The sequence below is a fragment of the Marinifilum flexuosum genome (assembly GCF_003610555.1).
GTDB classification, from domain to species: Bacteria; Bacteroidota; Bacteroidia; order Bacteroidales; family Marinifilaceae; genus Marinifilum; species Marinifilum flexuosum.
Map to the genome: position 1 here is coordinate 660,736 of NZ_RAPQ01000010.1, position 12,305 is coordinate 673,040.

Genomic DNA, 12,305 nt, shown 5'->3' on the forward strand with positions numbered 1-12,305 from the left:
AACCTTTCGCAAAAAAGTACTTAATTCTACTTGTTAAATAGATAGACGAATAATAATTATGAAAAAACAAATTTTAGTTGCAGGTGGTGCAGGATATATTGGATCTCACACTACAGTTGAATTACAAAACAGCGGATTCGAAGTTATTATTGCTGATAATCTCTCAAATTCAAAAATTGAAGTTTTGGATGGAATCGAAGCCATAACAGGAGTTCGCCCAATCTTCGAAAAAATCGACCTTAGTAAGGAAGATCAAACTGCTGAGTTTTTCAAAAAGTATCCAAACTTATCTGCTATAATACATTTTGCCGCCAATAAAGCTGTAGGCGAATCAGTTGCAAAACCATTAATGTATTATCGCAACAATTTAAATTCGTTGATGAATATTTTAGAAGCCATGAAGGAACACAATATTCCAAACTTGGTTTTTTCGTCATCTTGTACGGTTTACGGTCAACCAGATAAACTTCCTGTAACAGAAGCTACACCACGAAAAGAAGCTGAATCTCCATATGGAAATACAAAATCAATAAGCGAAGATATCATTCGCGATACAGTTAAAGCTCATTCAAACCTAAAAGGAATAGCGTTAAGATATTTCAACCCAATTGGTGCTCACCCAAGTTCTAAAATTGGTGAATTGCCATTGGGAGTTCCTAACAACTTAATTCCTTTCCTTACACAAACTGTAGCTGGCATCCGCCCTGAGCTTAGTGTATTTGGAAATGATTACAATACGCCTGACGGTTCATGCATTAGAGATTACATCAATGTAGTAGATTTGGCGAAAGCACATGTTATCGCAATTGAACGTTTGTTGCTAGATCAAAACGCTTCGAACTACGAATATTTTAATGTTGGTACCGGAGAAGGCGTTTCCGTTCTTGAAATTATTGAAGGTTTTGAAAGAGCTACAGGAGAAAAAGTACCGCATAAAATTGTGGACAGAAGACCTGGTGATGTTGAGCAAATTTATGCCGATACATCTTTCGCAAATAAAACATTGGGTTGGAAATCGGAAAGTACGCTTGATGACACACTACTTTCTGCATGGAATTGGCAAGTAAATATCATGGCACAAGAAGAAAAATAAACTATATACTTATATTTATACCCATGAAAAAGAAAATATTAATAACAGGTGGGGCAGGTTTCATTGGTTCTCATGTTGTTCGTTTATTTGTAAACAAATATCCTGAATATCAAATCGTAAACCTGGATGCGCTAACCTATGCCGGCAATCTCGAAAACCTTAAGGATATTGATTCAAAACCAAATTACACCTTTGTAAAAGGCGATATTACCAATTTGGAATTTGTAACTGAGTTGTTCAAGGATTTTCAATTCGATGGAGTTTTACATTTGGCAGCAGAGTCTCATGTAGACCGTTCCATTTCTGATCCTTTGGCATTTATTACTACCAACATTGTTGGAACAGTTAACCTTCTGAATGCTGCAAAAGAAATTTGGAAAGATAATATGGAGGGGAAGAGATTCTATCATATATCAACCGATGAAGTTTACGGTTCATTAGGTGAAACTGGTAAGTTTTTGGAAACGACTCCATACGATCCAAGAAGTCCATACTCTGCATCAAAAGCCAGCTCTGATCATTTGGTGAGAGCATATTTCCACACATACAATATGCCTGTAGTTCTATCAAATTGTTCGAATAACTATGGGGCAAATCAATTTCCTGAAAAATTGATTCCTCTGGTAATCAACAACATTAAAAACTCTAAGCCTCTTCCTATTTATGGCAAAGGCGAAAATGTTAGAGACTGGTTATTTGTAGAGGATCATGCCTTAGCAATTGACATGATTTATCACAAAGGAAAAACTGGAGAAACCTACAATATTGGTGGAAACAACGAGTGGACAAATATTGATTTGGTAAGAAAGCTTTGCGATATCATGGACAAGAAATTAAACCAGAAAATCGGGACTTCTCAAAAGCTAATTACCTTCGTAAAAGATCGTGCCGGCCATGATTTGCGTTATGCAATTGATGCTACCAAAATTAAAAATGAATTGGGTTGGGAACCTAGTATTCAATTCGAAGAAGGTTTTGAACAAACCATCGACTGGTATCTTGAAAATACAAATTGGTTGGAAAATATTCTTTCCGGAGATTACGAAAAGTACTACGAACAACAGTACGATAAAAGATAAAAACAAAGAGCGATGCCAATTGACATCGCTCTTTTTATATCTGATACTTTTGATTTATTCTACAGTAACCGATTTTGCAAGATTTCGCGGTTGATCTACATTACATCCGCGTAATACAGCAATGTAATAAGAAATCAACTGGAACGGAACTACAGTCAATAAAGGAGCCAAAGCTTCCAATGTTTCCGGAATTTCAATCACATAATCTGCCATATCAGCAATTACAGTATCACCTTCGGTAACAATAGCAATAACATGACCTTTACGAGCTTTTACTTCCTGAATATTACTTACAATCTTTTCGTAAGATTTATCCTTGGTTGCTGCCACAAATACTGGCATGTGCTCATCAATTAAGGCAATTGGTCCATGTTTCATTTCAGCTGCAGGATAACCTTCTGCATGGATATAAGAAATCTCTTTTAACTTTAAAGCTCCTTCCAAAGCAACTGGGAACAAGAATCCACGACCTAAATAAAGTGCATTTGTAGATTCAATATATCTCTTCGATAATTCTTTAATATCCTGATCTTTCTCTAAAATCTTAGCTATTTTCTCTGGAAGATGCGAAAACTCTTCGATTAGCTTGTGATATTCTTCCTTTTCCAAAGTTCCTTTTCTGTAACCTACCAACATAGCCATCATGGTAAGTACAGTAACCTGAGCTGTAAATGCTTTTGTTGAAGCTACTCCAATCTCTGGACCAGCATGAGTATAAACACCCGCATCAGTTTCTCTTGGAATACTTGACCCAACAACATTACAAATACCCAAAACAGTAGCTCCTGCTTCTTTTGCCAACTTAATTGCAGCTAAAGTATCTGCAGTTTCACCACTCTGACTGATTGCCAATACAATATCATCTTCAAAAATTACAGGATTTCTGTAACGGAACTCAGAAGCATATTCTACTTCAACCGGAATTCTGGCAAATTCTTCGAATAAATATTCACCAACCATACCAGCATGCCACGAAGTACCACAACCAATAATTAAAATTCGTCGTGCATTTACCAGTTTTGGAATTACATCGTTAATCCCACCAAGGAAAACTTCTTTATTTTGAGGGGATACTCTACCACGAATGGTATCATGAATCGAACTGGTTTGCTCAAAAATTTCCTTAAGCATGAAATGCTCATATCCACCTTTTTCAATCTGCTCGATATCCAAATCCAATTGCTGAACATGAGGAGTTAACTTATCGTTCTGCAAAGTTTTCAATACCAATTCATCTCGATTAATGATAGCTACATCATCATCGTTAAGGTAGATAACACTTTGAGTATACTCGATAATTGGAGTTGCATCTGAAGCAAGGAAATACTCACCATTTCCAACACCAACAACAAGCGGACTACCTTTTCGTGCTGCAATTAACTGATTTGGCTCATCTTCACAAATTACAACCAATCCATATGCACCAACTACTTTTGTTAGAGCTAAGCGTACTGCTATTTCGGCAGTAACTTCACCTTTTAGATAGATATATTCAATAAGGTTTGCCAATACCTCAGTGTCCGTTTCACTTTGGAAAGTATAACCTCTTTTTACCAGTTTTTCTTTTAAGAAAGCATAGTTTTCAATAATACCATTGTGAATAATTACAAACTTATTATTCATTGAACGGTGAGGGTGAGCATTTTCATCATTTGGTTCTCCGTGAGTTGCCCAACGAGTATGCCCTATACCTATGGAACCTGAAATATCGTGTCCCTTTACATGATCTTCTAAATCTTTTACCTTACCCTTGCACTTAAATACTTGAGTTTGGTTTGTTCGAAGTGCAATACCTGCAGAATCATATCCGCGATATTCTAATCTTTTTAAGCCATTGACCAATATAGGATAAGCATCCTTATCGCCAATATAACCAACTATTCCACACATAAATACATAAATTTCAATCTCGGTACCACTCAAGATTGGTTTATAATTCCAAATTAAAAATCACACTATAAGTCTAATTTAATACAAGTTAGCCTTAAACCTATAACTTCATTTCAATTATCAATAAATTTCTCCTAAAAATATAATAAGTTAGCTTACTCACCAAACTTAACCGCAATTTATATCCAACTTACTTTATATAAAAAAAGTGCATCAAAACCGAAGTTTAAATGCACTTTCTAATATATTTTAAGTCGTACTATTCAGCCACTAACTCATCGTAAAATTCTGAGTAAGCAGTAACGTATTCTTCTTTGTTTTTATAAGGCATAAATGGCTTTCCTGAAGCTTCAGCATAAGCTTTAATTTCCTCATTAATATTTTCACTCCCCATGATAATTGCATCAGACTGGTCGATTGCCAATTTGTGAAGTGCCACATAATTTGCATCTTCCAAAACTTTCACATCATCTTCTTCTACTCCTTCAATAATCGCTTTTGCTTTGAACTCAGAGCTAAATGGCGTTGAGAATTCATCATCATAAACAGAGAAAACCACTTTAGTCTCAGTAAACAACGGATCTTCATTAAATGCCTTTTTCAAATACAGTGGTGTTAACCCTGTAAACCATCCTTGACAGTGAACTACATCTGGAGCCCAACGTAATTTTTTAACAGTTTCCAGAACACCACGAGCAAAGAAAATAGCTCTTTCATCGTTATCTGCAAAACCATCACCGTTCTCGTCCGTCAAAATTTGTTTTCTGTGGAAGTAGTCTTCGTTATCAATGAAATATACCTGCATCCTTGCTGCCTGAATAGAAGCAACTTTGATAATCAACGGATGATCCGTATCATCAATAATCAAATTCATACCAGACAAGCGGATTACCTCATGCAACTGATTTCTTCTTTCATTAATACAACCGTAACGAGGCATGAAAGTTCTAATTTCTTTTCCTTTTTCTTGGATTCCTTGTGGAAGATATCTTCCGATTTCAGACATTTCAGTTTCAGGAAGGTAAGGGGTAATTTCTTGTGAAACAAACAATACTTTTGTCTTTTCCATATAGTCGCTAAATATTAATACAGATTATCTGCGCAAAATTAATAAAAATATTTAACAAACATCATCTTTATTAAGGGTTAAAGCACCTACAATACAATTATATGCACTTATTATTTCTCAAGTATTAATTATTTATTTTATTTGCAGTCTTAACCAAAAACCGAAAAGGTTTTGTAAGATTTTTTGAAACGGGATGGAAATAGTAAAACTTGTTGCTGAAACAAAATCAAAAATCAGCAAGTTTATAGAGGAAGGAAAAAGCATAGGATTCGTACCAACCATGGGGGCTTTACACGATGGTCACTTGTCTCTTACAGCAGAATCTGTAAAGAAAAATGACATTACAATTGTAAGTGTTTTTGTGAATCCAACACAGTTCAATAATCCGAACGATTTAAAAACTTACCCAAGATGTATTGAACAGGATCTTGAGAAACTTTCAAAATACAATCCTGATTTGATTTTTATTCCGGAAGTTGAAGAAATGTATCCTGAACCAGATACCCGAGTATTTGATTTTGGACACCTGGATAATGTGATGGAAGGAAAAAACCGACCAGGACACTTTAACGGAGTTGCCCAGGTAGTGAGTAAACTTTTCGACATTGTAACGCCACACAATGCCTATTTTGGTCAAAAAGATTTTCAACAAGTAGCTGTTATTAAGCAGATGGTGAAAGATCTTAAGTTAAACGTGAATGTTGTTCCATGCCCTATAATCAGGGAGGAAGATGGTTTAGCAATGAGTTCCAGAAATTTACTACTTACAGAGGTACAAAGAAAAAATGCTTCTAAAATATCTGAAACTTTATTTAAAGCTTGTAACTTAGCAGCCGATTTAAGTGTAAACGAATTGAAAGCTTGGGTAGTTGATGAAATCAATAAAAACCCATATCTTTCGGTCGAATATTTTGAAATTGTTGATGATACATACTTGCAGCCTATTAACAGCTGGGAAGAAAACAAGGTAAAAGTTGGATGTATCACCGTTCAGGTAGGAAAGATTCGATTAATTGATAATATAACTTTTTAAATATTAGTTAAAATTAAAATGTACATTGAAGTTTGTAAATCGAAGATTCACAAGGCATCGGTAACTGGTGCAGATCTTCAGTATGTTGGTAGCGTAACCATTGATGAAGATTTGATGGATGCAGCAAACCTAATTGAAAATGAGAAGGTTCAGATTGTGAATATTAACAATGGTGAACGCTTAGAGACCTATGTGATTCGTGGCGAAAGAGGTTCAGGTACAATTTGCTTGAACGGGGCTGCTGCCAGAAAATGTGCTGTTGGTGATGTAATTATCATCATCTCATATGCATCTATGGATTTTGAGGAAGCTAAAAACTGGGAACCAAGTTTGGTATTTCCTGACACAGCAACTAATAAATTGATCTAAATTTAATTAGAATACATGCAAAGGCTGTTCTTTCGAGATCAGCCTTTTTTTTGTGAATTAATGTAAGAATCTTCTAGATCCTCATTCACTAATTCTTTTGCTACTCTCTTACCGATAAATTACCTTTAAGCAAAATCTTTAAAAATGGATAAGCTAAAATTGATAAAAGATAAGATCATCTTCAAGAAAGAAGATGCCTTTAACCTATTGCAAACCTGGCGTTTTAGAGACGAGAAAATCGTATTTTCAAATGGATGTTTCGACATTGTTCACCGCGGTCACCTTGAGTATTTGGCTTCGGCAGCATCTATGGGAAATAAAATGATTATCGGTTTAAATACCGATTCATCAACCCAAAGGTTAAAAGGTCCTAATCGTCCAATTACCGATGAATATTCACGTGCACTTCTATTGGCTTCTCTTGGATTTGTGGACATGGTAATTCTTTTCGAAGAAGATACGCCATACAATTTAATTGATTTCATTCAGCCAGATGTACTGGTAAAAGGAAGCGATTACAAAGCTGAAGATATTGTGGGATATGATATCGTTAAAGCAAAAGGTGGAGAAATTAAAACCCTTGACTTTATCGAAGGATTCTCATCAACAGGAATCATCAAAAAAATACAACGAGAAGGATAATTTAAAGCTACAAGCCATAAGTATCAAACTTCAAGTAAGGCTTTGAAACATTTATTATTCACTGCTAATTATTAATTGTTAATTGTAAAAACGTGGTTGCTAAAGCAAAAACAAAAAGTGCCTGGTTCTGCCAGAATTGTGGAGTAGAATCTGCCAAATGGGTAGGCAAATGTCCTTCATGCGGTGAATGGAACACATTTGTAGAAGAGATTGTTGTAAAATCGAAAAACGTAAATGTGGTTGGTTCAAATGGCGATTCCAAAAACAAACCTTTAAAGATTTCCGAAATTTCATCCTCCGAAGAAAAAAGATACAACACCCAAAATATGGAGTTGAATCGTGTACTTGGAGGCGGATTGGTTCCAGGCTCATTAATCCTGATTGGTGGTGAACCAGGAATTGGAAAATCAACATTGGCACTTCAAATTGCTTTACATCTTAAAAACTACAAAACACTTTACGTTTCGGGAGAAGAGAGCGCACAGCAAATTAAACTGAGGGGAAACCGAATAAATGCCGATAACGACAATTGCTTAATTGTAAGCGAAACCTCGATGGAGAACATCTTCTCTCACGTTAAAAATACCAACCCTAATATTGTGGTAATCGATTCTATTCAAACTCTGGCAACAGAAAGAATCGAGGCAGGTCCGGGAAGCGTTTCTCAAATCAGGGAATGTACTTCGCAACTGCTACAGTATGCCAAACAATCGGCAGTTCCGGTTCTTTTAATTGGTCACATTACCAAAGATGGAAGTTTGGCAGGACCAAAAATTCTAGAGCATATGGTCGATACCGTTCTTCAGTTCGAAGGCGATCAGAACCACATGTACCGTATTTTAAGAGCTACCAAAAACCGTTTCGGATCAACATCGGAAATGGGAATTTACGAAATGCAGCATACAGGTTTGAGAGAAGTTTCCAATCCTTCGGAGTTGTTGCTTTCGCAGGAAGACGAAAGCCTGAGTGGAACGGCTATTTCTGCTTCAATAGAAGGCATGCGTCCATTCCTAATCGAGATTCAGGCATTGGTAAGTTCTGCTGCCTACGGTACGCCGCAACGTTCATCAACAGGTTTCGACTTGCGCCGCTTAAATATGCTTTTGGCAGTTTTGGAGAAACGTGCAGGTTTCCGACTTTCCACCAAAGATGTTTTCCTAAACATTGCCGGAGGGATTAAAGTTAACGACCCCGCCATCGATTTGGCTGTGATTATTGCCGTACTTTCTTCAAGCACCGATATATCGATCCCAAAGGAAGTTTGCTTTGCAGGAGAAATTGGTTTGTCTGGAGAAATTCGTCCGGTTAACCGAATCGATCAACGAATTAGCGAAGCAGAGAAATTAGGTTTCAAGCAAATCTTTGTTCCAAAACACAACTTAAAAGGATTGGATATCTCCAAGTTTAAAATCAAAGTGCATTTGGTAAGCAAGGTGGGTCAGGTATTCCAAACCTTATTCAGACAGTAGGAATTCATACAAACTACTCTTACAAATCCACAAGCTTAACTGTGAACTTGTAAATTCTCAAACTACGGCTTCATTTTTTAACACATGTTATAGTAACTTTTAACACGTATTAAATTTATTTTTTACACCTGTTATAATTTAATAACTTAGGGTATCCAGTTTTTGTACCTAAGCAAAGGCTCATTAAAACGAAACTACAAATTACCCTAAACCAATTGTTATGAGCGTAGAATATAAAGTTGTAAAATATGCAAGTCCGGGTGTTAAAGGTGGTGGAGAATACAAGTATTATCCACGAATTACCAATCGAAAAACCGTTAAAATGGAGGAGCTATGCGAACACATTTCCTTAGTGTCAACTTTTAGCGAAGGAGATGTTATGGGTGTACTGCATACATTCATAACTGAAATTCCTGATTTATTAAAAAAAAATTGCAGTATCGATTTGGAAGGCTTAGGCATTTTCTCACTTCATGCATCGGGAGAAGGATGCGATACAGAGGAGGAAGTTACTGCGCGAAAAATTACAAATACTAAAATTGCCTTTCGTCCAAGTAAAAGATTAAAAACAGAAGTGTCAGGTACTAAGTTTATAAAGGCAAGGAATTTTAAATGATGATTACATAAACTATTTGACCATTCGACCATTTGATTTTTCCAGACTTTTAGGCAAAAAAAAAGAGGATGCCTTGGCGAGACATCCTCAATAGTAAAACAGTTACTATGAATTTTTTCGAATCGGTTTGGCGTACCGAATCTGCTAGCATCGGAATAGAAAGGATAAACTGAACCTTTTCTGCTTTTCATGCCCGAAAGCTAAAATCCATAACCCAGGCAGGTCTTCTGGCTTGTTCCGGTTTTCAACTCCTTCCCATCCCGAAGTATCGGAACAGTGGAACACTTGTTAAAAACACAGATTCATAAATGAATCGGAACTTACAGCTGCGGGGACAGCTCCTGCTTTAAACAGGATTCCCTATTATTCTCCTATCGGAGAACCTGAATTGCAGTACAATTTTAAAAAAAATTACTTGATCTTGCAACAGATTTTAAATCTGATTTTTATACCGATTTGTTTCTAAAATGTCGCACAGTTTCGCTACTCTCACAGTACTCCTATAGAAATCTATTGGCATAATACATACAAGCATCTATTTAAAATTGTACTAAAAGAAATCTTCATCATCAAAATCCTCAGTGGTGCTGTTCGAATTATCATTGCTAACAGCTTCACAATCCAGGTTTATATTAACACCTCGAGGTTTTTCGAAATCTCCTTGCTTCATTCCCAAAGTTTTATCGGCATATACTTTTTGCATGTACAATCCCCAAATTGGAAGTGCCATATTTGCTCCCTGCCCTAATCTAATTCCTTCAAAGCGAATTGCTCTATCTTCGGCACCAACCCAAACTCCTGAAACCAACTCGGGGGTAATTCCCATAAACCAACCATCGGAGTGGTTTTGTGTTGTTCCGGTTTTTCCTCCAATTGGATTGTATAAATGATATTTAAATCTTAGTCTTCTACCAGTCCCTTCTCGAACAACACCCTGTAACAAATTAGCCATTAGGTATGCAGTTCTTTCATTCATTACCTCGTTTTTTTGTGGAACCGACTGAGCTAATAAGTTGCCTTTGCTATCCTCAATCTTGGTAATAAAACGAGGTTTAATGTACACCCCTTTATTGGCAAAGGAACCATACGCACCAACCATTTCATAAACCGAAATATCAGAAGTTCCTAGATATATAGAAGGTACAGCCTCAATTTTACTAACCACTCCCATTTTACGAGCCATTGAAACCACCGCTTCCGGATTGGTTTGTTTCAACACCCATCCCGAAATGTTATTTACCGAATGAGCCAATCCCCATTTTAGGGTTACCATTTCACCACTATGAGCTTCCGTCGAGTTTCTGGATGTCCAGGGTGTACCATCAGGCAAAATAAAAGTTTGTGGGATATTTGGCACCTTATCGCAAGGTGTTAAACCTTCCTGCATGGCCAAGGTATATAAAAATGGCTTGATTGTAGAGCCCACCTGGCGTTTACCAAGCGTAACCATATCGTACATGAAGTGCTTGTAATTTGGGCCACCAACATAAGCTCTTACCTCGCCGGTTTGTGGCACCATCGACATGAAACCTGCACGTAAAAATCCTTTATAATACAACATGGAATCCATTGGCGAAATAATGGTATCGCGCTCCCCTTTCCATGTAAATATTTTCATTTTAACAGGCTTTTTAAAGTTTTCTTTGATCTGCTCAAATGACAAGCCTTTCTTTTTCAGAACACGATGTCTTTCACTTCTGCGAATCGAAAGATCCATCTGATGTTCGAAGGCTTCATCACTCAAATCATCAGAAAAAGGTGGGTTTCTATGATGTTCCTTTTCCCTGTCGAATCCTTTCTGCAAATCGAGTCCCAAGTGTTCCTCTACAGCTTGCTCTGCATACTTCTGCATTCTCGAATCGAGAGTGGTGTAAATCTTCAAACCATCCTTATATATATTGTATGGTGTTCCATCTGCTTTCTGATTTTTATTACACCATCCATAGAAAGGATTGATTTCCCATTCCAAAGAATCTTGCTTGAACTTTTGCATATTCCATGAAGGATAATTTTTTCTTTCCGGCTTATTGGCAGTAAGAGACATTCTCAAATACTCTCTAAAATATGGAGCCATACCTCTTTTGTGATCCACTTTTTGGTAATCGATTCCCAATGGCAACTGTTTTAATGAATCGGCAAGCTGATTTTCCAAATAACCATACTTCACCATTTGAGAAAGAACCGTATTACGTCGTCCTTTGGTTAGCTCTGGTCTTCTAAGCGGATTAAAATATGAAGAGTTCTTCGCCATACCAACCAGCATTGCTGCCTGTTCCAATTTTAAAGAATCAGGAGTTGTATTGAAATAAACATTTGCTGCAGACTTAATACCCACTGCAAGATTTAAGAAATCATACTTATTAAAATACATGGTCATGATTTCTTCTTTGGTATAGCTTCTTTCCAACTTTACAGCTATAATCCACTCTCTGAATTTTCTAAATACGATATCTAATTTATTCTTGAATTCCTCACGAGGGAAAAGCATTTTAGCCAACTGCTGAGAAATGGTACTACCTCCTCCTGCACTGCTATCACCTGTAATCAAACCTTTAAAAACACGTCCCAATCCTCGAAGGTCAATCCCCGAGTGACTCTCGAACCTCACATCCTCTGTTGCAATTAACGCATCAATTAAATAGGTTGACAATTCATCATGATCAATAAACGAACGGTTTTGGAAATAAAACTTTCCTAACAATTCTCCATCTGCAGTATAAACTTCGGTAGCCAAACTACTTTTAGGATTCTCCAACTCTTCAAATGTTGGCATAAATCCAAAAGTACCATTGGATACTCCTGCAAAAAACAAAACAACACACACAATCCCTACAATAAAGATCGACCAAAATATAAGCAATGGCTTTTTGTAAATCTTTATTTTTGATTCACTGCTTACCTCTTCATTTCCAGGATTCAATTCTGCATTAGGATCTATTTCCAAATTTGGATTGATTTCAGACATACTACGGTATTTTTTATGAGCTGTAAAAATAGCAAATTAAATTCTAACATATAAGACGTATTTTTCGGCATTTTATTGGA

General features: G+C 36.5%; 10 protein-coding genes and 1 riboswitch. Of the genes, 7 read left to right on the forward strand and 3 right to left on the reverse strand.

What is annotated here, in order from left to right; genetic code table 11:
- The first annotated feature begins 58 nt into the window (after window positions 1-58).
- Both galE and rfbB read left to right on the forward strand, forming a co-directional pair.
- Entirely contained in the window at window positions 59-1,093 is a 1,035-nt protein-coding gene (gene galE, locus BXY64_RS15965; protein ID WP_120240971.1) for a UDP-glucose 4-epimerase GalE, read from the forward strand.
- Between the two features lie 23 nt (window positions 1,094-1,116).
- Window positions 1,117-2,172 carry a dTDP-glucose 4,6-dehydratase gene (gene rfbB, locus BXY64_RS15970; protein ID WP_120240972.1) on the forward strand — a complete coding sequence of 352 codons (1,056 nt, stop codon included), beginning with the start codon at window positions 1,117-1,119 and terminating at the stop codon, window positions 2,170-2,172.
- Window positions 2,173-2,226: 54 nt separating this feature from the next.
- On the opposite strand, the gene glmS is transcribed toward rfbB, so the two are convergent.
- Together glmS and BXY64_RS15980 are read right to left on the reverse strand one after the other, a co-directional pair.
- The gene (glmS, locus tag BXY64_RS15975; RefSeq protein WP_120240973.1) at window positions 2,227-4,062 is read right to left on the reverse strand and encodes a glutamine--fructose-6-phosphate transaminase (isomerizing); all 1,836 of its coding nucleotides are present in this window, start codon (window positions 4,060-4,062) and stop codon (window positions 2,227-2,229) included.
- 259 nt (window positions 4,063-4,321) lie between these two features.
- On the reverse strand, window positions 4,322-5,131 hold the full coding sequence (locus tag BXY64_RS15980) for a glycogen/starch synthase (RefSeq protein ID WP_120240974.1): 810 nt from the start codon (window positions 5,129-5,131) through the stop codon (window positions 4,322-4,324).
- A gap of 193 nt (window positions 5,132-5,324) precedes the next feature.
- Between BXY64_RS15980 and panC the strand changes: the two genes are divergently transcribed.
- The 5 genes from panC (at window position 5,325) to BXY64_RS16005 (ending at window position 9,260) form a co-directional block, all read left to right on the forward strand.
- Complete coding sequence (panC, locus tag BXY64_RS15985) at window positions 5,325-6,164, forward strand: pantoate--beta-alanine ligase (RefSeq protein ID WP_120240975.1); 840 nt, start codon at window positions 5,325-5,327, stop codon at window positions 6,162-6,164.
- Between the two features lie 18 nt (window positions 6,165-6,182).
- Window positions 6,183-6,533, forward strand: a complete 351-nt coding sequence (gene panD / locus BXY64_RS15990; protein WP_054723000.1) for an aspartate 1-decarboxylase — start codon at window positions 6,183-6,185, stop codon at window positions 6,531-6,533.
- Between the two features lie 144 nt (window positions 6,534-6,677).
- Window positions 6,678-7,175 (forward strand): D-glycero-beta-D-manno-heptose 1-phosphate adenylyltransferase, encoded by a 498-nt coding sequence (gene rfaE2, locus BXY64_RS15995; RefSeq protein ID WP_120240976.1) that lies wholly within the window; start codon window positions 6,678-6,680, stop codon window positions 7,173-7,175.
- Between the two features lie 92 nt (window positions 7,176-7,267).
- The gene (gene radA, locus BXY64_RS16000) at window positions 7,268-8,644 is read left to right on the forward strand and encodes a DNA repair protein RadA (RefSeq protein WP_120240977.1); all 1,377 of its coding nucleotides are present in this window, start codon (window positions 7,268-7,270) and stop codon (window positions 8,642-8,644) included.
- A 220-nt stretch (window positions 8,645-8,864) separates the two neighbouring features.
- Window positions 8,865-9,260, forward strand: coding sequence for an HU family DNA-binding protein (locus tag BXY64_RS16005; protein WP_120240978.1), 396 nt, complete (start codon window positions 8,865-8,867; stop codon window positions 9,258-9,260).
- 200 nt (window positions 9,261-9,460) lie between these two features.
- Window positions 9,461-9,662, reverse strand: a riboswitch (cobalamin riboswitch).
- Between the two features lie 148 nt (window positions 9,663-9,810).
- Here the strand turns inward: BXY64_RS16005 and BXY64_RS16010 are convergent.
- The gene (locus BXY64_RS16010; RefSeq protein WP_120240979.1) at window positions 9,811-12,225 is read right to left on the reverse strand and encodes a transglycosylase domain-containing protein; all 2,415 of its coding nucleotides are present in this window, start codon (window positions 12,223-12,225) and stop codon (window positions 9,811-9,813) included.
- Window positions 12,226-12,305 lie beyond the last annotated feature (80 nt).